This window comes from Microbacterium sp. CJ77 (assembly GCF_002911615.1).
Taxonomy (GTDB): Bacteria; Actinomycetota; Actinomycetes; order Actinomycetales; family Microbacteriaceae; genus Microbacterium.
In genome coordinates, this window is sequence record NZ_PQBR01000007.1 from 1 (window position 1) to 21,362 (window position 21,362).

Consider the following 21,362-nt stretch of genomic DNA (forward strand, 5'->3'; position numbering starts at 1 on the left):
CCCGTTAGCATCGGCGGGATGATGACCAGCCAGGCCGTTCGCGGCCGCTCCCGGATCGGCGAACTGGTCGATCGCTGATCCGCGCCCCTCCCGTCGTCTGTGCGACCTCGACCCACTCACACAGACGAAGGAGCATCATGACCGCGCGCTTCAACCACACCATCATCGCGTCCCAGGATGCGGCCGAGATGGCCGACTTCTATCGGGACCTGCTCGAAGCCGACGAGGCCCCGTCCTGGGGACCGTTCACCAACATCCTCATCGGCGACGGGGTATTGCTGCAGTTCGCGGCTCCGTCGATCGAATTCCCGCCCCAGCACTATGCGTACCTCGTCGACGACGAACACTTCGACCGCGCCTACGCGAAGATCGGCGGCAGCGGTCGTGAGCACTGGGCAGACCCGCAGCGCACCCGCCCGGGAGAGATCAATGACGAACACGGGGGACGCGGCGTATACCTGCTCGATCCGTCCGGCCGCTACCTGGAGCTCATCACGCGCCCGTACCTGTGATCCGGGATCGAACCGTTACGAATCGCTCGATACGGACGATCCATGCAGCGGTTCGTGACGGTTCGGCGGGCGGAAAGACCCTGTCGAGCAGCGGAAAATCGGGCGCACGGGCGATACGGCGTGAACGCTCAGCGTACTCCTAGGTGCCAAAGCGTACATCGAGGAGTAGCCTGTCACGCATGACGATGGCGCCAATGAAGGTCCTCGACCCCGATGCCGGGTCGCGCTCGGTCGTAGATCGCGCACTCTCGATCCTGGCCACTTTTCAAGGTACTCGCTCGCGTCAAGCGCTTTCCGACATCAGTCGCAACAGCGGCCTCCCGATCGCGACCTGCTACCGCATCGTGCAACGCCTGACCGAATGGGGAGCGCTCGAGCGCGACACGGATGGCCGCTACCGCGTCGGCCTGCGACTCTGGGAAGTCGCATCGCGTGCACCGCGCTCGGTCGGACTGCAGCGTTACGCGCGGCCCTATCTGCTCGACCTGTACGAGACGACCGGATTCGCGACCCATCTCGCTATCCGCGAGGGCATCGAACTCGTCTCGATCGAACGCTTCCACAACCCCAGAAAGAACCCGCGCCGCCCGATCATCGGCGACCGCTACCAGATGCACATCAGCGCGATCGGGCAGGTGCTTCTCGCCTACGCGCCCCGGCACATCCAGGAAGAGGTCCTGTCGGGCGACCTGCCCGCCTTCACCGCGCACACCTACACCGACCGCGAAACGCTCGAGCGGGTGCTGGTCGACATCCAGCGGAGCGGCTACGCCGTCAGCGACCGGCAGACCGACCTCGAGAACGTCGCGGTCGCGGCACCCGTGCGCGGATTCGACGGCTCGGTCATCGCCTCGGTCTCGCTCGCCTACCCGCCCGGTACGGGCGATCTCCGCGGGATGGTGCACCTGATCCGCCTGACCGCGACCTCGATCTCGCGTACCCTCGCGGCCGCGGGCTACGGCGACGCGGCCAACTGAGCCAGGCCGAGGACCCGAGATCCCGGCTAGACGAACCCCTCGGGTCGACGCGGCGTGTACGGCGCCTCGATACGCGCGACCTCTTCGGACGTGAGCTCGAGATCGAGCGCCGCGACCGCGTCGGACAGGTGATTCGGCTTGGTCGCCCCGATGATCGGCGCCGAGACCGCGGGCTTGGTGAACTGCCACGCGAGCGTGACCTGAGCCCTGTTGACGCCCCGCTCGTCGGCGATCTGTCCGACCGCGTCCGAGATCGCGCGATCGGATGCCTCGTCCTGGCGGTAGAGCTTCGCACCGGTCTCGTCGAGCCCGAGCCTCTCACTCGCCTCACCGTGCGCACGAGACAGGCGGCCCCGGGCGAGCGGGCTGTAGCTCAGCACCCCGACCCCGGTCGCGGAACAGAACGGATGCATCTCGCGCTCTTCTTCGCGCATGATCGGGTTGTACTGGTCCTGCATCGAGACGAACGGGGTCCAGCCGCCCAGCTCGGCGACGTGCTGCATCCGCGCGAACTGCCACGCCCACATCGACGACGCACCGATGTAGCGGACCTTGCCCGCCCGCACGATGTCGTGCAGCGCCAGCATCGTCTCTTCGATGGGCGTACGCGGGTCGTGGCGGTGGATCTGGTACAGGTCGATGTAGTCGGTGCCGAGGCGCGCGAGCGACGCGTCGACCTGCGTCATGATCGCTCCCCGCGACAAGCCCCGATCGTTCGGGCCCGGGCCCATGGGAATGGCGAGCTTGGTCGCGATCACGACCCGGTCACGTGTCGTGAACTCGCGCAGCATCCGTCCCGTGATCTCCTCGCTCGAACCGAGCGAGTACACGTTCGCGGTGTCGAACGTCGTGATACCGGCCTCGACGGCGGCGCGGAAGAAGGGCCGCGAGTCGTCCTCGGCGAGCGACCAGCCGTGCCCACCGCGCCCGGGTTCGCCGTAGCTCATGCACCCCAGCACGAGGCGCGACACGGTCAGACCGCTCGCGCCGAGTTTCGTGTACTGCACGATCGCCTCCTGGATGGTGAACCCTGGTGAACCCTGGTCTACGTCGGGGAAGAGCGGGTCAGCGCGTGAACGCCGACAGCCCCGTGATCGCGCGCCCGACGATGAGGGAGTTCATCTCGTGCGTGCCCTCGTACGTGTAGACCGCCTCGGCGTCGGTGAAGTAACGGGCGAGGTCATTGTCGACCCGGATGCCCTCGGCCCCGGCGATCTCGCGACCGAGCGCGACGGTCTCGCGCACACGGTCGGCGGCCCAGGTCTTCGCCAACGCGGCGACGGTCTCGGTGAGCTCGCCCCGCACCTTCAGGTCGGTCAGGCGAACCGCGAACGACAGTGTCGCTGTCGCATTGCCGAGCATGCGCGTGAGCTTCTCCTGGATCAGCTGGAAACCGGCGATCGGCCGCCCGAACTGCTCTCGACCGAGGGCGTAGCGGAGCGCCGCCTCGTACGCGCCGATCTGCAGGCCGGCCGCGTTCCACCCGATGACGTAGCGCAGCTGGGCGAGGATCGCCGAGACGTCCCGGAACGAGTCGATGCGCTGCAGCCGCTCGGACTCGGGCACCACGACGTCGTCGAGCGTGATGTCGCCGTTCCGCACCATGCGCAGCGCGATCTTGCCGCGGATGTCGGTGACGGTCACGCCGGGCGCATGGCGTGGCACCAGGAAGGCCTTGGCGGCCCCATCGGCGACGTCCTTTGCGACGACCAAGATCAGATCCGAGAGTGCGGCGTTGCCGATCCAGCGCTTGTGCCCGGTGATGCGCCACGAGTCGCCTTCGCGCGTCGCGATCGTCTGCATGCCGGCCGCGACATCGGAACCGTGCTCGGGTTCGGTGAGGGCGAAGCATCCGGTCAGCTCGAAAGAGGGAATGAGCGGATCGAGGCGCGCAACCTGCTCGGGACTGCCGCCCTCGCGCACGACCGTGCGGAACATGCCGACCTGGCCGCCGTAGAGCGTGCCGATGGATGCGTCGAAGCGCTGGAACTCGAAGTGCTTGAAGCCGATGTAGTACGGGTTCGGGGCCCCGTCCGCATCGAGGAGCGCCGGGTCGTCCTCGAGGCGCAGGGCCGCGAGCTCCGTGCGCAGGTGCGCGGGGGATTCGCCGGCCTCCCACCACTCCGCCAGGTGCGGACGCGCCCTCTCTTCGAGCAGATCGCGCAGGGCCTGCAGCTTCGCGCGTTCCGTCGTGCTCAGCAGATCGGCGGCATAGCCCAGCAGGTCGGTGGGCGGCCCGCCCCGTCGCGGTGCGGTCGCGGCAACCCGCGCCAACGGTGAGGTCGGCTCGTTCATCGGCCCAGTCCGAGCAGTCGCACGGCGTTGTCCTTGACGATCGCCTGGCGGGCCGCATCCGGGAGTTCGAGCGCGTCGAAGTCCCTCAGCCAGCGGTCGGGGGTCAGGGCCGGAAGGTCCGATCCGAAGAGCGTCCTGGCGTTCAGGTAGGTGCGGGCCGCGCGGACGAGCGAGGGCGCGAAGTACTTCGCCGACCAGCCCGAGAGCTCGATCCAGACGTTGCTCTTGTGGGTTGCGACCGACAACTGTTCGTCCTGCCACGGCACACTCGGGTGGGCCATCACGATCTGCAGGTCCGGATGCCGCGCCGCGACGTCGTCGAGCAGCATCGGATTCGACAGGCCGAGCCGGAACCCGTATCCGCCCGACAGTTGCGCACCAGCGCCGGTCTGCCCGGTGTGGACGATGATCGGCAGCGAGAGCTCTTCGATCGCGTCGAACAGAGGGGTGTAGGCGGGGTCGGACGGATCGAACGCCTGCACGGTCGGGTGGAACTTGAAGCCGCGTACGCCGATCGACGCCTGTCGGCGGGCCTCGTCGACGGCTGCCTCACCCTGCAGAGGGTCGACGCTGCCGAAGGGGATGAGGACATCCGCGTTGCGCGCCGCGCCCTCGACGATCTCGTCGACGCTGTTCGGCGCATGGTCGAGGTTCGTGCTCGCGTCGACGGTGAAGACGACCGCGCCCATCTGCCGCTCGCGATAGTAGGCCGCGGTGGCGTCGACATCCCGCGGCTTCTCGTCGCTCTTGAAGTACTTCGCGAGCGCCTCGGTCAGCGCGGGCGGCGACGCCGTACGACCGGTCGAGTCGATCGAGACGTGCACGTGCACGTCGATCGCGGTCAGTGCGTCGGGGTCGAATCCGGGGATCGGGCTCATGCGTTCGCCTCCTGCAGTTCGCGCAGCGCGTCCTCTTTCACCCGCGCGAGTTCGACCTTGCCCGTGATCGAGCGGCCGAGCGTCTCGCGGACGAAGAGGTGCCGCGGCTTCTTGAATCCGGCCAGTCGCGACGCGACGAACCCGAGCAGTTCGGCGCTGTCGATCTCGGCGCCCTCCGCGGGTGCGACCATCGCGCTGACGGCCTCTCCGAATCGCGGATGCGGCAGGCCGAATACGATCGCGTCGCCCACGCTCGGGTGCGCGAGCAGCACCTCTTCGACCTCGGACGGGAACACCTTCTCACCGCCGGTGTTGACCACGGCCGAGAGGCGCCCGAGCAGATCGATCGTGCCGTCGCCGTTCGAACGCGCCCAGTCGCCCGGCACGACGTAGCGGTGCCCGCGGATCTGGAGGAAGGTCTTCGCCGTCTTCTCGGGATCGCCGTAGTAGCCCTTGGGTAGCACGCCGCGGTAGCCGAGGATGCCGAGGGCTCCGGCCTCGAGCGAGATCTCGTTGTAGTCCTCGTCCAGCAGCACGGCGCCGGGCGTCAGCACGAGCCGGGCCGGCAGGTCGTCGACGCCCTTCGTGATGCCGAACGCGTAGGGACCGCCCTCGCTCGACGCCAGCAGGTCGATGATCTCGAGGTCGCCGATCGAGTGCAGGCGACGCTTCACGTCGTCGCTGAACCGCATGCCGGACGAGAAGATCCACTTCACGTGGGGGAGTCCGTGGTGCTGCTCCGCCATCTCGGCGAGCGGCAGCGCCAGGGCATCCCCGGCGACGATGAGCCGCGTCGCCCGGTGTTCGGTCAGCAGCCGATAGGCCTCGTCGAGGTCCATGCTCGCGAACGCGTGCAGCACGATCGTGCCGCCGAGCGAGAGCGTGCCCATCGTCATCGACTGGGCCGTGCCGTGCAGCATCGGGCTCATCGGCAGGGTCACGACTCGCGGGGTCGCCGGGTCGATGGCGATCTCGATCGCGCGCTCGAGGGTCGTCGGCGGCTCGATCCCGGTCACGGCCCAGGTGGACTGGCGGCGGGCCTCGAGCAGGGTGTCGAGATCCCACTCGACCGCCTTGGGCGCGCCCGTCGTGCCGCCCGTGTAGAGGCGCAGCACGGCGCCCGCGGGAGCCTCGGCCGGCATGGAACCGCCCGTCGCCACGATGTCGTCGTAGCGGATGGCGCCGGGGATCGAGGAGCTGTCGAACATGCCGTCCGTGTCGTCGACCAGGACGATCGGGATGTCGAGGCCCGCCGCGGCCTCGGCGGCGATCGCGCCGAACGACGCGGGCGCGAAGAGCACCTTCGAGTCCGAATCGATCAACAGCGCCCGTACCTCGCTGGCCGTGTAGCGGTAGTTGAGGGCGACCGGCGCGACACCCGTCGCCAGACAGGCCCACGTGAACGTGAGGTACTCGGGCCGGTTGTAGAGCAGCGTCGCCGCGGCATCCCCGATCTGCAGCCCGCACTCGTCGACCAGGTAGCGGGCGAGGGCACCGGACTCGGCGGCGAACCGCCCCCATGTCATGTCACCGTGACGCGTGATGATCGCCGTGCGCTCCGGCGCCTCGCGCGCGATGCCCTGCCAGAGGTCGGAGTAGTGGATGCGGATCACGTACGTCACCCCTCCGCGCGAGAGGGGGGACCGGATGTCTGCGCCTGAGGGGCGAAACGCTCCTGCCAGCTGGCGTCGATCCCTGCGGCGCTCCAGCCGCCGTCGGAGAAGTCGACATCGAGCACGGCGGGGTGCGCGTAGAGGGTCAGGCGGTCTCCGCCGATGCCGATCGCCTGCCCGGTGACCGTCCGCGAATTCTCGGAGGCGAGCCAGACGATGAGCGGTGCGACATCTTCGGGCCCGCCCAGCCCGTTGTCGCGGCGGATCTCGCGAGGAATGGGCTCGCCCGCGAGATAACGCTCGTACAGTTCCGCGTACGCGGGGATCGTGCCGGTCATGGGCGACATCGCGATCGGGATCACGGCGTTTGCCGTGATGTCGGCCCGGGCGAGCTCGAGCGACCAGGTGCGCGCCATCGCCACGAGCCCCGCCTTGACGGCGGCATAGTTGGTCTGCCCGAATGACCCGAACTGACCCGCGGGCGAGCCGATCACGATGATGCGTCCGCCCTCGCCCTGCTCGCGCATCCGGATCGCCGCCGCTCGTCCCGTCGTGAACGTTCCGCGCAGGTGAGTCGCGACCACGGCGTCGAAGTCGTCGTCGGACATCTTCCACAGGACGCGGTCGCGCAGCACCCCGGCGTTCGCGACGAGGACGTCCAGGCGACCGAAGGCGGCCACGGCGTCGTCGACCAGCTGCTGCGCGGTCTCGGCCGACCCGACCGGGCCGACCGACGCGATCGCCCGCCCGCCGCGGCCCTCGATCTCGGTCACGGCGTCGGCCGCGGAGCCCGCGTCCACGTCGTTCACCACGACCGCGGCGCCCGCGTCGGCCAGGGCGATCGCGTAAGCGCGCCCGAGGCTGCGCCCCGCGCCGGTGACGATCGCGACGCGACCGTCGAGACGAATGTCTTCGAGACCTCCCGCATTCATGCCCACGCCGCTCACCTGTAGTGCCTCAGGACGAGCTCGGCCGCGACGGCCGGCTTCGTCGCGCCCTCGACCTCGAACACGAGCGCCAGGGTCACCTGCCAGCCGCCGGGGATCTCCTCCACCTTCGCGACCGTCCCACGCACGCGGATGCTCGCGCCCGAGGGCACGGCGTTCGGGAACCGTATCTTGTTGAAGCCGTAGACGATGCCCGTGCTCGTGCCCGACACCTTGTAGATCTCGCGCAGGTGCGGAACGACCATACTGAGCGTCAGCATCCCGTGCGCGATCCGCCCGCCGAACGGTGACGTGGCGGCGGCCTCGGCATCGACGTGGATCGGGTTGTCATCGCCCGAGAGCTGCGCGTAGAGGTCGATGTCGTCCTGCGGGATCGCGCGCCAGGTCGAGGGGCCGAAAGCCCGGCCCTCGATGCTGCCGACCTCGTCGATCGTCGTGAACACCTGCAGCTGCTCGGAGGCTTCCGGCGTGCTCGCCGGGGAATTGTCGGTCATGCGGGCTTCCTTGCCTGATCGGGTACCCGTGATGGGGTACCTGCGCCATCCTGCCGTGTGACAGTCACCCTGAGACGCGGCTTTTCGAACAGTGAAACCACCGGCGGTGGCCCGCGCGGCCCTATGCGACATTGCTTGCGGCCCCCCGGCGCGGCGGGTCAGCGCTCACATCAGCGGTTACAGAGGAGTTCCACGCATGTCTGTCACGGTGTCCAGCACGCCCGAAGTCGATTCCCACGAGATCATCGACGCCGTCGAGTACTACTTCCAGAACGAGTGGACGGACGGACTGCCCGTCGTTCCCGTCACCGAGTCGTATCTCGCAGAGTTCCTGGCCACGGTCGACCGGGATCCCGCCGAGGTCCTCTTCACGGTCGCCCACCTCAACCGCAGCATCACGGTGCGCCTCGCCGCGCTCAACGCGGCTCTGGCCGGCTGCAAGCCCGAGTACCTGCCGACCGTGATCGCCGCGTGGGAGTCGGTGGCGAAAGAGCCGCACCCCGCCCGCGGCATCTGGCAGTCGACGACCGGCACGGCGCCGTTCCTCCTGGTGAACGGACCCGCGCGCACCGAGCTCGAGATCAACAGCCGCGGCAACATCTTCGGCGGGGGCTTCCGCTCCAACGCCACGATCGGGCGAGCCATCCGCCTCGGCTTGATCAACGTCTTCGGCCTTCACCCGCACGGGCTCGACCAGGCAACGCAGGGCAACCCGTCGAAGGTGACGGCGGTCATCGCCGAGAACGAGGAGCAGAGCCCCTGGCCCTCGTTCTCGGTCGAGCACGGCTTCGAGCCCACCGACAGCGTCGCGACGATGTTCGTCATCCGCTCGGTCGTGCACATCGAGGCGCGACACACGATGATCCCCGAGCAGCTCGCCCTCGACTTCGTCGACACGATCTGCCGCACGGGCGCCCTCATCCACGAGTACACCTCCACGCTGCTCGTGCTCGTTCCCGAGCACGCCGAGCTGTTCGCGAACGCGGGATGGAGCAAGGACGACCTGCGGAACTTCATCTTCGAGAACGCTGTCCGCGATCGGGCCGATCTGGCACGGGTCGGCAAAGATGCGCTGTCGAACAAGAGCCGCTGGCGGCTGCCCGCGGATCACCCCGACTCGACACCGGACACGGCAAGCGGGAGCGACACCCCCGACCGGGTGCGGCTGCTCAGTCATCCGACGAACGTGCAGATCGTCGTCGCCGGCGCAGACAACGCGGGTGTCTCGGCGGTCGTCGAGGTCTTCACCCTGAACCCGCCTCGCGCGATCCCCTTCTCATCCACCAAGGTCGACGGGTAGGGCGCCGCGGGCGGGACGCGCAGCCGCCCGCGGTGCGGATGCGGCGCCTCGGCCGGCGCCGGATCGCCGTCGGTGCTCCGGCGGTGAACTCTCGGCCACCTGGGCGTCGCGAAGACGTGGTAGACCCGAACTCATGAACGCACGCGCCACCGAGCCGCCCGTCGGGGGGACGATCGATCACATCCTCGCGGTTCTGCCGTCCCTGATCCCGAGCGCCCAACGCGCGGCACGTATCTGCGCGGAGCGCCCGGAGGACGTGGTGAACATGTCCGGCGCCGATCTCGCGGAAGCTGCAGACACCTCGGCAGCCGCCGTGACCCGGATGAGTCAGGCGCTCGGATTCCGCGGGTTCCAGCACCTGCGCCTTCTGCTCGTGCGCGACCTCGGCGCTGCGGTCAGGGACGGCGGCATTCGAGCCGAGGGCACGGCGGGGTGGCTCCATGCTCTCGCCGAGGGCGCGTCGGACGTGATCCAGACCTCGCTCGCCTCGGTCGATCCGGACGTGTTCGACGCCGCGGCGGAGGCGATCGCTCGCGCTCCGCGTTTGCTCGTCGCCGGCACCGGGGCCTCGGGACCAGCCGCTCAGTCGGTCGCGGTCGCCTTCGTCATGAACGGTCGATCCTGCGAGGCGCCCACCGATGGCGTCGTGCAGCAGCTGACGGCCAGCGTCCTCTCGCCCGGGGACGTGTGCCTCGTCGTCAGCTCGAGCGGCGCGAACGCCGCGACCCTCGCGGTCGCGGCGGCGGCGGCGGAGGCCGGAGCCACCGTGATCGGCGTGACGAGTTTCACGCGTGCGCCGCTCGCGGAGAACGCCGCCCTCCTGCTCATCGCCGGGGCGCGCTTCCAGGCCTGGGACCAGGGCATGGTCGGCAGCGGGCTCGTGCAGCACCTGGTGCTCTCGGCGCTGCAGATGGCGGTCTCGGAGCGCATGAAGGAGACGGCGGAGCGGGCTCGCGCCGCGGTCCGGGATGAGGTGCTCGGCATCGTCACGGAGGACGCAGGCGCGGAGCGGGATGTTTCCGGAGCCACCGGCATCCGTTGACGTCCCATTTCCTTGCAATTTACTTTCGCTCCCTTGAATCTGGGTGCAAGCGAATTTCACGGGAGATTCCCGAGAACTGAGACGCTTGCGGGGAGCGTCTCATGGGCACGATCCAGCTCACCGGGATCGGACGCAGCTTCCGGAACACGGCGGCCGTCAGCGACATCGACCTGACGATCGAGCGCGGCGACTTCGTCGTGCTGCTCGGTCCCTCGGGTTGCGGCAAGACCACGCTGCTGCGCATGATCGCCGGGCTGCTCGAGCCGACGACCGGACGCATCCGGCTCGACGGCGCCGACATCACCGACCTTCCGTCGAAGAAGCGCGACCTGGCCATGGTCTTCCAGAGTTACGCGCTGTACCCGCACCTGAGCGTCCGGAAGAACCTCGCGTTCCCGCTCCGCGTGCAGAAGATCTCGAAGAGCGAGATCGCCCGACGCGTACAGGAGGTCGCCGACTCCCTCGAGATCGGACATCTGCTGGATCGGAAGCCGAAGGAGCTCTCGGGCGGACAGCGTCAGCGCGTCGCCGTCGGCCGAGCCCTCGTCCGCAACCCGAAGGCTTTCCTGATGGACGAGCCGCTGTCCAATCTCGATGCGAAGCTGCGCACCCAGACGCGCCACGAGCTCACGGCCCTGCACCAGCGCCTCGGCGCGACGTTCGTGTACGTCACCCACGACCAGGTCGAGGCGATGACGATGGCGACCAAGATCGTCGTGCTGAACGCGGGGCGGATCGAGCAGTACGGCACCCCCGAAGAGGTGTACGACCGTCCCGAGTCGGTCTTCGTCGCGGGTTTCCTCGGAAGTCCGGCCATGAATCTCCTCGACGCTCGGGTGACGACCATCGACGGCACCGTGGCCGTCACCGCCGACGGTGTCGCCGGTGATCTCTGGCCCGGGACGACGGATGATCTGGATGTCGTCCTCGGCATCCGCCCCGAGCACCTCGCCGTGACGCGCGGACCGATCGACGGCAGTGGCATCACGCTCGTCGGTCGCGTCGACATCGTCGAGAACCTCGGCGGCGAACAGATCCTGACCTGCAGCACGGGCGCCGGTCGGGTACACGTGCGCACCTCGCGCGACGTCGTATGCACCCGCGGCGACGAGGTGACCCTGCACGCGGACGCCTCGCACGCCCACCTGTTCGAGCGCTCTTCGGGCCGCCGCCTCGAATGGGTCGACGAGCCCGCCCCCGCGCCGGCAATCGATCGCACGGTCGCCCTCGCCCCCTGACGTTCGAACCCAGACCCCCATCCCGAACCCGAATCCCACACCACAGGAGAAACACCCCTCATGAACACCTCCGTTCGTCGCGCCTCGATCGCCTCGCTGGCGCTCCTCGGCATCACCCTCGCAGGCTGCGCCACCGCCGCCGGAACGGATGCCACGGCATCCGGATCCCTCACCGAACTCGCCGACGACCAGCAGGTCGAGATCGTGTTCGAGTCGTACAACCTGGCGAACGTCGGCACCTGGTCGGACGCGATCAACACGCTGCTCGACGAGTTCATGGTCGAGCACCCGAACATCACCGTCGTGGGGCAGCCCAGTTCGTCCGCCAGCACGGCGGCGAGCGTGCAGCAGCAGGTGCTCGCTGGCAACCCGCCCGACGTGGCACAGCTGACCTTCAACGAGCTCGACTTCGCCGCCACGACCCTCGGGGCGCTCGACCTCACCCAGCTCGTGGGCGAGGAAGGCCTCTCGGAGCAGTTCGGCGGCGAGTACCCCTACCACGAGCGCGCACAGGTGCTCGCGGACTGGGAGGGAGCGACGTACGGCCTGCCGTACGTGTTCTCGACGCCGATCCTCTGGATCAACGAGGAGCAGTTCGAGGCGGCCGGGCTCGACCCCGCCACGGTCGACCTCTCGACGTGGGACGCCGTCGCCGAGGCCGCGGCCCAGATCACCGCGACCACGGGAGCGCCGTCCATGAGTGCGTCGTGCGTCATCACGGGCGGGAGCTGGTGCATGCAGGGACTGTTCCTGTCGAACGGTGGGCGCGTGCTGAGCGACGACCGCACGACGATCGAGTTCGGCTCGGACGAGGCGATCGACACGGTCGAGACGTTCCGCGCGATGTGGGACGACGGGATCCTCACGAACGAGGACGCCACGACGCAGTACGAGGCCTTCGCCCAGGGCAAGACCGCGATCCACGTCAACACCTCGGCCCTGCAGGGTGCCTTCATGGGCGGTGCACAGGCGGGTGGCTGGACGCTGGACGCTCGCCCTCTGCCCGCGTTCGGCGACAAGCCGGTCGTCCCGACCAACTCCGGCTCGTTTCTGGCGATGTTCGCGAGCGACCCGGCCAAGCAGGCGGCTTCGTGGGAGCTCATGCAGTGGATGACGAGCCCGAGGGCGTACGAGGTCATCTCGACCGAGATCGGCTACCTGCCGCTGCGTGCGAGCATGACAGAGGAGGGCGGCCCCCTCTACGAGTGGGTCCAGGCGAACCCCCTCGTGCAGCCGAACCTCGATCAGCTCGACGCGCTCGAGCCGTGGGTGTCGTACCCGGGCGACAGCTACGCGCAGGTCGACCAGGTGCTGGCCACCGCGATCGAGGAGTCGATCTTCTACGGCGCCGACCCGGCCGAGACGATGACCGCGGCCGCCGAGCGCGCCCAGGGACTCATCGAATGAGCGGCGGTACGAATCGAATGAGCGGCGGGACGAGTCGAATGAGCGGCGGGACGACGGATGCCCCGACCGCCGAGCAGCGGGGCCCTGTGCGCCACCACCGCGTGAGCGGCTTGTACAACCTGCGCGACACGGGCGGCTACCGCGCCGGCGACGCCACGTCTCGCTGGGGCAAGCTGTTCCGCTCCGACGCCCTGCACCGTATCGACGAAGAGGGGCGTGCGCGCCTCGCGGACCTCGGCGTCGCACATGTCGTCGACCTGCGCGGCGGCGACGAGAGGCTCACGGCGCCGAGCGCGCTCGACGGCCTCGCGGCACGGGTGCACCACCTGCCCGTGTTCGACGACGCCGCCCCGGCCCGCCAGGCCGGCGCACGGATCGGCCTGGCCGAGGTGTACGACCACATGGTCGACGAGCGGGGCGCCCATCTCGCCTCGGCGATCCGCGTGATCGCCGAGGCGGGGGACGACGAAGCCGTGCTGGTGCACTGCACCGCAGGCAAGGACCGTACGGGCCTCGTCGTCGCCTTCGCCCTGCTGGCGGCGGGTGTGGACCGCGACGAGGTGGTGGCCGACTATGCCGCCACGTCGGCGAACCTCGCGGGGGAGTGGGCGGACGCCATGCTCACCGCATTCACCGGCCGCGGACAAGAACTCACGCCCGAGATCGTCGAGCTCGTCACGGCGAGCCCGGCGCCGGTCATGGAGGCTGTGCTGGAACGGATCGATCACGAGCACGGATCGATCCGCGAGTACCTCCGCCGCCAGGGACTCACCGACGGTGAACTCGATCGGCTGACGCGCGCACTCGTCGGCTGACGCATCCGTCCACGCGCAGATCGCGCCCTCATCACACACGACAGGAGCAATCATGAACCGCATCCAGGGGCAGCACCCCGAACCCGAGCACTTCATCCTGCACGTCTCCGACACCCACTTCGTCGGCACGGGAGAACTGCTCCACGACAAAGTCGACTCCGACGTCTATCTCGCCGAGCTCTTCGACGGCTTCGCGAAGTCGAACGCCCGTCCCGAGGCGATCGTCTTCACCGGTGATCTCGCCGACACCGGACGGCCCGACGCGTACGAGCGCCTGCGCGCCCTCGTCGAACCCGCCGCGGAGCGGCTCGGGGCCGAGGTGATCTGGGTCATGGGAAATCACGATGAGCGCGTCGCGTTCCGACGCGGCCTCCTCGACGAGGACGGCGACCAGTCCCAGCCCGTCGACCGCGTGTACGACGTCAACGGCCTGCGCATCATCGCCCTCGACTCCACGGTGCCCGGAAGCCACCACGGCGAGATCAGTGACGCGCAGCTCAAGTGGCTCGCGCACGAGCTCGAGGTGCCCGCGCCCGACGGCACCCTCCTGGCGCTGCACCACCCGCCCGTGCCGAGCCCGCTCGGCCTCATCGCCCTCGTCGAGCTGCGCGACCAGGATCGCCTCGCAAGGGTCATCGAGGGAACCGATGTCCGGGGCATCCTCGGCGGTCACCTGCACTACTCCACGCACAGCACGTTCGCCGGCATCCCCGTGTCGGTGGCTTCGGCGACCTGCTACACGCAGGACCTGAACGTCGTGTACCCCGGAGCGCGCGGTCAGGACGGCGCGCAGTCGTACAACCTCGTGCACGTCTACGGCGACCGGGTGCTCCACTCGGTCGTGCCGATCGGCCAGTACCCGACGGTGTACGAGATGACGCCCGAGATGCTCGAGGCCTTCATGAAGATGACGCCGGCCGAGCAGGTCGCCGCTGTCGACGCATCCGTCGCCACGGGCGCGGAGTAACCCGTGTTCCTCGCCGTCACACCGCCCGCGCGAAGCGCCGCCGCGCACGCGACGGCGAGCACGGACGCGGATCCGGCGCCGACATCGCCCCGGCGGCGTCGGATCCGTCCCGGCACCCTCGTGCCCTACCTGTACGTGCTGCCGGGTGTCGCATTCCTCATCGTCTGGACGTACAGCCCGTTGGCACAGACCTTCGGACTGTCGTTCTACGACTGGAACCTGTTGCCGACCAGCCCGAAGACGTTCGTCGGTATGCAGAACTACGCCGAGGTCGTCGCCCTGCCGGAGCTGCACACCGCTCTCTGGAACACCGTCGTCTACATCACGGCGTTCTTCGTGTTCTCGCTCGTCTTGCCGATCGCGATCGCGCTCCTGGCACGACAGGTGCAGGGGCGGCTGCGCACGTTCTACCAGGCGCTCATCTTCGTGCCGTTCCTCATCACCCCCGTCGCCACGAGCGCCGTCTGGCGGTGGCTCTTCGCCGAGCAGGGGGCCGTGGCGACCGTGCTCGCGAGTGCCGGTATCGACATGCCCAACGTGTTCCGCGACGCCGACCTCGCGATCTGGGCCGTGATCGTCATCGTCGGATGGCAGATGCTCGGATTCGGCGTGCTCGTCGTCGCCGCCGGATTCGCCGGGATCAGCCCCGAGTACGGCCAGGCGGCGTCCCTCGACGGGGCCGGCACCGGCACGATCACCCGTCGCATCACGCTGCCGCTGCTGTCGCCGACGATCGTCTTCCTCGCGCTGATGACGATCCTCCTGGCGGCCCAGTGGACGTATCCGATCATCGACCTGCTCACCCAGGGAGGGCCGACGAACTCGACCACGAACATCTACTACCTGCTGTATCAGTTCGGGTTCCAGAATTTCGACGCCGGTATCTCCGCGGCCGCCGGTGTCATCTTCTTCGCGGGTTTCGGTGTGATCGCGTTCATCTTCCTGGAGTTGCAGGATCGCCTCAGCTTCTACGACAACTAAGGATCCCGATGTCTTTCGTCACCGTGACCGCACCCGCCATCGCATCGCGGACACCCGTCACCGACGCCCCGGTCGGAGCTGTATCCGTCGCGCGATCGCGGAAGGCAGTCGACGACCGCGCCGTCGCGTCTCGCACGCGCTCGGGTGTGGTCGTCGGGCACGTCGTGCTGGTCGTGCTCGCGCTCTTCAGCATCTTTCCCGTGTACTGGATGTTCGCGACCGCGCTGCGCGCACCCGAGAACGCCCTCGACCAGACTCTGCTGCCGTGGCCCCTGAGCCTCGAGAACTTCGCCTATGTGTGGGAAGCGATCCCGATCGGCAACATGCTGTTGAACACGTTCGCGATGTCCCTCATCCTCGCCGCAGCGCAGCTGTTCATCGCCGTCCTCGCAGCCTACGGTTTCGCGGTGTGGGACTTCGCGGGCCGCAAGCTCTTGATGTTCCTGTTCATCGGCTCGTGGCTCGTGCCGTTCCAGGTGACGATGATCCCGAACTATCTGCTGGTGTCCCAGCTCGGGCTGCTCGGCACGATCGGCGGGGTCGTCGTGCCCCAGCTCGCCGGCGCGTTCGCCGTGCTGTTGATGGTGCAGCACATGCGTGCATTCCCCCGCGAGCTGCTCGAGGCCGCCCACCTCGACGGGCGGTCGAGCTGGTCGACGCTCTGGAGCGTGGTCGTGCCGAACATGAAGCCGGCTCTTGCCGCCCTCGGGATCATGGCGTTCATCTCGGCCTGGAACGAATACCTGTGGCCGACCCTGATCATGCGTCAGGGCGACGCACTCGTCCAGGTGGGGGTGCGCAGCTTCCTCTCTGCCGAGGGCAACAACTGGGGTGCGACCATGGCGGCGGCCGGGCTCGCGTGCGTCCCGGTGCTGCTGATCTACATCTTCCTCCAGCGGTATGTGGTCGACGCCTTCGTCCGGTCGGGTTTGAAGTAGCAGGTGTGGCACTCGGACGGCGCGTCCTCCAGCCCCGGGGACGTGGATGTGTGACCGCAGCCAACCGTTCAGCCTGCGGCGGGAGGCAGACCACGACGATGGGGCCTTTCGGCCAGTGAAACCGCCGCCGCGGTTCTGCTCGCTGCTGTGCGACATTGTCATCGGCCCCCGGCGCGGTGGGCCAGCGGACGCAGAGGAGCTCCACGCATGTTTCTGATTCTCTCCGAGACGCATGACGGCCTTCCGCGCGGGACAGAATGAATCTCACCGACGAAGAGATGCGGATGCGCGACGGCGCCGAGGGTTCGGCGGTCGCCGCGGCGATGGACCTGCTCATCCGGTACGGCGAGGCGCTCGGGGCGGAGCGCCTCGTCGACACGCGCAACGTCGCCGGCACGATGACGCAGCCCTCGCCCGCGAAGGCGCAGCTCGTGCGCGAGGGAGGGTGGGCGAAGGCCTACGCGGTGATCAACCTCGACTGCGACGACGACATCGAGATCCCGCGCATGAAGGTGCCCACCTGCCAGCTGCAGCACGGATTCTCGGACGACGCGGAGGGACTCACGGCGTACTCGCCCCAGTCCATCGAGCTGCAGACGGATGCAGAGAACTACTACTCCGAGCGCGGCGTGAACATCCTGGCGACCTGCACGCCGTACCAGGTCGGCAACCTGCCCGTCCGCGGCGAGCACGTCGCCTGGATGGAGTCCTCCGCCGTCGTCTACGCCAACTCGGTGCTCGGCGCCCGCACGAACTGCGAGGGCGGCGCGTCGACGGGTGCGGCCTCGCTCACGGGCAAGATCCCGTACTGGGGCAACCACATCACCGAGAACCGGTACGCCACCCACCTGCTGCAGGCCGACGCGCGCATCGACACGTTCCAGGAGTGGGGCATGCTCGGCTACTACGTGGGCGAGCTGGTGCAGGAGGCGCGTCCGGCGATCGTCGGATCGCTCGCCCAGCCCGACCTCGCCGACCTCAAGCACTTCGGCGCCGCGACCGCGACCTCCGGCGGCGTCGAGATCTTCCACATCCCGGGCATCACCCCCGAGGCACCGACGCTGGAGGCGGCGTTCGGCGGGGGAGCGATCCCCGAACCGATCCGGTACGGCGCCGCCGAGCGGCGCTGGGTGTACGACACCCTCAACGCGCAGGGCCAGAGCGACGAGGTCGACTTCATCCTGCTCGGCTGCCCGCACGCCTCGCTCGACCAGATCGCGTTGGTCGCGCACCTGCTCGAAGACAAGCGGCTGAACGACGGCACGGAGCTCTGGGTCATGACGCCCCGGGCCCTGCGCACGATGGCGGACCGCAACGGATACACCCGCACCATCACGCGCGCAGGCGGCAAGGTGCTGACCGACTCGTGCCCGGCCATGTCGCGTGCGGCCCCTCCGGGCACGAAAGTGTTCGCGACCGACTCCGCGAAACAGGCGCACTACCTGCCCGCGATCCTCGGCATCGAGGCCTGGTTCGGCACGCTCGAGGAGTGCGTCGACGCGGCCGTCACCGGGCGCTGGCGCGGTGGGCTCGCATGAGCGCCGACGGCGACGCACAGAGCGAGCCGATCATCGAGTTGCGCGGACGAGGCATCGTGCCCGGGACCGTTGAGGCCGAGGCGCTCGTGACCCGCGATCCGGTCTCGGGCTTCGGCGGAATCGATGTCGCGACGGGCACGGTGATCGAGCCGCGCCATGAGCTCTTCGGCGTGTGCTTCACCGGCAAGGTCCTCGTCTTCCCGGGCGCGAAGGGTTCGTCCGGGTGGTCGGGATTCTTCCAGTCGACGCGCCTGATGGGTACGGCGCCCGCCGCGATGGTGTTCAACGTCGTCACGACCAAGGCGGTGCTCGGGGCCATCGTCACGCGCATCCCGACCGTCGTCGAAGCCGCACCCGATCCGCTCGATGTGATCCGCACCGGTGATCTGCTCCGCGTCGATGGAGACAACGGCGTCGTCACGGTGCTGCGCCGCGCGACGACGGCACGAGTTCACCCGGTCGCTTCCATCCAGTAAAAAGAAGCGTTTCTTTCGCGGGCTAGGCTCGGCACACTCGTTGGACCGTCCCGCACAGTCGCGGGCGGGACCAGCCGACACAGGAGTCGAAATGTCCACAGCAATGCAGAAACAGAGCCCCTGGTCTTTCCGCCGCGACATCCGGATCACGGTCACGGCGCTCGCCGCGGCCGCCGCGCTTGCTCTCGCCGGATGCTCGGGCACGGCCACCGCACCCTCGACGGACGGAGAGTCGGCCCCCGCCGAACTCAACGACATCGTCGTGGTGTCGTTCCTCCCGCTCCAGTCGTTCACTTTCACGCCCGAGATGTACGCCTACTCGTCCGGGATCTTCGAGGACTACGGCCTCGACGTCCAGCTGCAGCCCGTGCAGGGCACCTCGGCGGCGATCCAGACGCTCCTCGGCGGCGCCACCCCGATCACCCGCGTCAGCACCGTCGATGTCATGCCGGGCATGGAGTCCGGTCAGCCCATCATCGGTGTCGGCACCATGGCGTACCGCAGCAACCTGCGGGTCATCTCGACCGAGGACAACCCGATCGAATCCGCCGCGGACATGGAGGGCAAGGTCATCGGCCTCGGCTCGGTCGGCGGCACGAGCGAGAAGATGCTCAACTTCGCCCTCGATGAGGCCGGCGTGCCGCGTGACTCGGTCACCCGCCAGGCCGTCCCCGTCACGTCGGCGACGTACGAGCTCGTCAAGCAGGGTCAGCTCGACGGCTATGTCGTCAGCCTCGACACCTCGATCGGCATCACGGAGCAGAACTCGGACGCCGTGTCGAGCCCTGCCGGACTCGTGGACGCCCCCGAGCGTCAGGTGTGGATCACGACCCAGTCCAACCTCGAGAACCCCGAGCGGGTCGAAGAGATCGAGCTGTTCCTCGCCGCGATCAAGGAGGCGACGCAGGAGATCATCGACGACAGCGAGAACGACTTCGCGAACGTCCTCGCAACCCTCCGCGACAGCGGCGATTGGGACTTCGCGGCGCTGAACGACGACGCGATCGCCGTGGAGGCCCTCAAAACCTACACCTCCGAGACCTGGATCGACTCGAGCGGCACTGTCGGGCTGCTCGAGAACGACGAGGACTACTGGACGACGATCTACGACGCCTACGTCGAGGGCGGTCTGCTCAAGGGCGGCGCCGACCCGTCGGCCTGGATCACGAGCGATCTGCTGCCCGCCGACTGAACCTCGCATCCACCCGGTGGTGGTCCCGCGGACTCCGCGGGGCCACCACCTTCCCCTGAAACGAGAGCGATGATGCCCCTATGAGCACCCCGATCCCGACTCCGTCCCCCAGCGGGAGCACCCCCTCGACAGGATCGACGGACGCGGTCCCGCGTCTGAAGATCGCAGGCGTCGGGCGTGACTTCGTCACGCGATCCGGAACCACGCACGCCGTCTCCGGCGTCGACCTCACCATCGAGCGCGGTGAGTTCATCGCCCTGATCGGACGGTCGGGCTGCGGAAAGACCACCCTGCTGCGCATGATCGGCGGTCTGCTCGCACCGAGCGCCGGAACGATCCAGGTCGACGGCAACAACCTGTGGCGCGGAACGTCCGTCGACGAATCGGCCATCACCAAGCTCGGTTTCGTCTTCCAGGAGAGCAACCTGTTCCCGTGGCTTTCCGTTCTCGACAACATCGCCCTGCCGATGAAGCTGCGCGGGGCGAGCAAACAAGCCAGGCGGGCCCGTGCCACCGAACTGGCGGCGCTCGTCGGGCTCAGCGGATTCGAGAAGTCCTATCCGCGTGAGCTCTCGGGCGGGATGCGTCAGCGCGCCGCGATCGCCCGCGCGCTGTCGACCGAGCCGGAACTGCTGCTGATGGACGAGCCTTTCGGTGCGCTCGACGCACTCACCCGCGAACGGATGAACCTCGAGCTGCAGCGCATCGTCCTCGAGACCGCATCGACGGTCGTCTTCGTCACCCACGACATCCCCGAGGCGGTGTTCCTCGCCGACCGCGTCGTCCACATGACGCCGCGTCCCGGGCGTGTGCGGCAGATCCTGCCGGTCGCCGAGCCGAAGCCCCGCACGATCGACACGACGACGACCGCCGAATTCAACGAGATCGTGCGGAAGCTCCGCCACGACATCGACGAGGAGAACTGATGAACCGTCAGAAAGTCATGCGGATCCTGCCCTGGATCGTGACGCCCGTCCTCGTCGTCGTGATCATCGTGATCTGGCAACTGGTCGTCACGATCGGACAGGTCAACCCGTTCCTGTTCCCGCCCCCCGCGGCCGTGGGTGAGAAGTTCATCGGACTCTTCTCCACCCCGGGCATCTGGGGGCACACCCTCACGACGCTGTCGGAGATCCTCATCGGATTCGCGATCGCGGTCGTCACGGGTGTCGTCGTCGGCGTGCTGCTCGGCAAGCTGCCCTGGCTCGAGGCGAGCGTCCGCCCGCTCATCGTGATCACGCAGGTCGCTCCGAAGGTCGCCTTCATCCCGCTGTTCGTCATCTGGTTCGGGTTCGGCATCACGTCGAAGATCTGGCTGTCTGCCCTGCTGGCGTTCTTCCCGATCATGCTGAACATGCTGCTGGGCGTCCGCTCGGTCGAGCAGGGTCAGCGCGAGGTCATGAAGAGCCTCAACGCCACGCGCACCCAGACCCTCTTCCAGCTCGAGATGCGCAGCGTCCAGCCCTACCTGTTCGCGGGCATGGAGGTCGGCATCGTCCTGGCCACCACGGGTGCGATCGTCGGTGAGTACATCGCCGGCAGCCAGGGACTCGGATTCCTCGTCGTGTCGAGCATGAACCAGCTGGATGCCGCGCTCACGTTCGCGCTCATCCTGTGGCTGTCGCTCCTGGGACTCGCGCTGTACCTGATCGTGAACGAGCTGAAGCGCTTCTTCATCCCGTGGCACGAATCGGTCTACGGCCTGCGCAACACGACCGCGTAGGCAGTTCTTCGCGGCGCATCCGTCGACGG

At 68.4% G+C, this 21,362-nt stretch carries 21 protein-coding genes; 15 read left to right on the forward strand and 6 right to left on the reverse strand.

Annotation, left to right across the window (positions count from 1 at the left end):
- Nucleotides 1-137: 137 nt before the first annotated feature.
- On the forward strand, nt 138-512 hold the full coding sequence (locus C2868_RS05860; RefSeq protein WP_100810945.1) for a VOC family protein: 375 nt from the start codon (nt 138-140) through the stop codon (nt 510-512).
- 179 nt (nt 513-691) lie between these two features.
- Complete coding sequence (locus tag C2868_RS05865; protein ID WP_198519531.1) at nt 692-1,489, forward strand: IclR family transcriptional regulator; 798 nt, start codon at nt 692-694, stop codon at nt 1,487-1,489.
- Nucleotides 1,490-1,515: 26 nt separating this feature from the next.
- Here C2868_RS05865 and C2868_RS05870 read toward each other — a convergent pair whose 3' ends face one another.
- The 6 genes from C2868_RS05870 to C2868_RS05895 are packed head-to-tail and all read right to left on the reverse strand — an operon-like array spanning nt 1,516 to nt 7,716.
- Nucleotides 1,516-2,496, reverse strand: coding sequence for an aldo/keto reductase (locus tag C2868_RS05870; RefSeq protein ID WP_100810943.1), 981 nt, complete (start codon nt 2,494-2,496; stop codon nt 1,516-1,518).
- Nucleotides 2,497-2,554: 58 nt separating this feature from the next.
- A complete protein-coding gene (locus C2868_RS05875; RefSeq protein ID WP_100810942.1) occupies nt 2,555-3,784 on the reverse strand; it encodes an acyl-CoA dehydrogenase family protein in 1,230 nt (409 codons plus the stop codon).
- Nucleotides 3,781-4,662: an amidohydrolase family protein gene (locus tag C2868_RS05880; protein ID WP_100810941.1), complete on the reverse strand. Its 882-nt coding sequence runs from the start codon at nt 4,660-4,662 to the stop codon at nt 3,781-3,783. The genes C2868_RS05875 and C2868_RS05880 overlap by 4 nt, the downstream gene beginning before the upstream one ends.
- Nucleotides 4,659-6,275: an AMP-binding protein gene (locus tag C2868_RS05885; protein WP_181003368.1), complete on the reverse strand. Its 1,617-nt coding sequence runs from the start codon at nt 6,273-6,275 to the stop codon at nt 4,659-4,661. Before C2868_RS05885 ends, C2868_RS05880 begins: the two co-directional genes overlap by 4 nt.
- 5 nt (nt 6,276-6,280) lie before the next feature.
- Entirely contained in the window at nt 6,281-7,183 is a 903-nt protein-coding gene (locus C2868_RS05890) for an SDR family oxidoreductase (RefSeq protein ID WP_103663123.1), read from the reverse strand.
- A 35-nt stretch (nt 7,184-7,218) separates the two neighbouring features.
- On the reverse strand, nt 7,219-7,716 hold the full coding sequence (locus C2868_RS05895; protein ID WP_157813916.1) for a MaoC family dehydratase: 498 nt from the start codon (nt 7,714-7,716) through the stop codon (nt 7,219-7,221).
- Between the two features lie 196 nt (nt 7,717-7,912).
- On the opposite strand from C2868_RS05895, the gene C2868_RS05900 reads away from it, so the two are divergent.
- From C2868_RS05900 to C2868_RS05960, 13 genes are all read left to right on the forward strand, one after another.
- Nucleotides 7,913-9,016, forward strand: coding sequence for a hypothetical protein (locus tag C2868_RS05900; protein WP_100810938.1), 1,104 nt, complete (start codon nt 7,913-7,915; stop codon nt 9,014-9,016).
- Between the two features lie 133 nt (nt 9,017-9,149).
- The gene (locus C2868_RS05905) at nt 9,150-10,058 is read left to right on the forward strand and encodes a MurR/RpiR family transcriptional regulator (protein WP_100810937.1); all 909 of its coding nucleotides are present in this window, start codon (nt 9,150-9,152) and stop codon (nt 10,056-10,058) included.
- 101 nt (nt 10,059-10,159) lie between these two features.
- Nucleotides 10,160-11,296: an ABC transporter ATP-binding protein gene (locus C2868_RS05910; RefSeq protein WP_100810936.1), complete on the forward strand. Its 1,137-nt coding sequence runs from the start codon at nt 10,160-10,162 to the stop codon at nt 11,294-11,296.
- Nucleotides 11,297-11,356: 60 nt separating this feature from the next.
- Nucleotides 11,357-12,703 carry an extracellular solute-binding protein gene (locus tag C2868_RS05915; RefSeq protein ID WP_100810935.1) on the forward strand — a complete coding sequence of 449 codons (1,347 nt, stop codon included), beginning with the start codon at nt 11,357-11,359 and terminating at the stop codon, nt 12,701-12,703.
- 38 nt (nt 12,704-12,741) lie between these two features.
- Nucleotides 12,742-13,518 (forward strand): tyrosine-protein phosphatase, encoded by a 777-nt coding sequence (locus tag C2868_RS05920; RefSeq protein ID WP_181003369.1) that lies wholly within the window; start codon nt 12,742-12,744, stop codon nt 13,516-13,518.
- A 52-nt stretch (nt 13,519-13,570) separates the two neighbouring features.
- On the forward strand, nt 13,571-14,485 hold the full coding sequence (locus C2868_RS05925; protein ID WP_100810933.1) for a phosphodiesterase: 915 nt from the start codon (nt 13,571-13,573) through the stop codon (nt 14,483-14,485).
- A gap of 3 nt (nt 14,486-14,488) precedes the next feature.
- On the forward strand, nt 14,489-15,466 hold the full coding sequence (locus C2868_RS05930; protein ID WP_232711184.1) for a carbohydrate ABC transporter permease: 978 nt from the start codon (nt 14,489-14,491) through the stop codon (nt 15,464-15,466).
- Between the two features lie 8 nt (nt 15,467-15,474).
- A complete protein-coding gene (locus C2868_RS05935; RefSeq protein WP_100810932.1) occupies nt 15,475-16,404 on the forward strand; it encodes a carbohydrate ABC transporter permease in 930 nt (309 codons plus the stop codon).
- Between the two features lie 257 nt (nt 16,405-16,661).
- A complete protein-coding gene (locus tag C2868_RS05940) occupies nt 16,662-17,942 on the forward strand; it encodes an aconitase X catalytic domain-containing protein (protein ID WP_100810931.1) in 1,281 nt (426 codons plus the stop codon).
- On the forward strand, nt 17,939-18,418 hold the full coding sequence (locus C2868_RS05945; protein ID WP_100811353.1) for an aconitase X swivel domain-containing protein: 480 nt from the start codon (nt 17,939-17,941) through the stop codon (nt 18,416-18,418). The genes C2868_RS05940 and C2868_RS05945 overlap by 4 nt, the downstream gene beginning before the upstream one ends.
- Before the next feature lie 91 nt (nt 18,419-18,509).
- On the forward strand, nt 18,510-19,610 hold the full coding sequence (locus tag C2868_RS05950; protein ID WP_157813915.1) for an ABC transporter substrate-binding protein: 1,101 nt from the start codon (nt 18,510-18,512) through the stop codon (nt 19,608-19,610).
- Between the two features lie 80 nt (nt 19,611-19,690).
- Nucleotides 19,691-20,536: an ABC transporter ATP-binding protein gene (locus tag C2868_RS05955; protein WP_100810929.1), complete on the forward strand. Its 846-nt coding sequence runs from the start codon at nt 19,691-19,693 to the stop codon at nt 20,534-20,536.
- Nucleotides 20,536-21,333 (forward strand): ABC transporter permease, encoded by a 798-nt coding sequence (locus tag C2868_RS05960; RefSeq protein WP_100810928.1) that lies wholly within the window; start codon nt 20,536-20,538, stop codon nt 21,331-21,333. The genes C2868_RS05955 and C2868_RS05960 overlap by 1 nt, the downstream gene beginning before the upstream one ends.
- Nucleotides 21,334-21,362 lie beyond the last annotated feature (29 nt).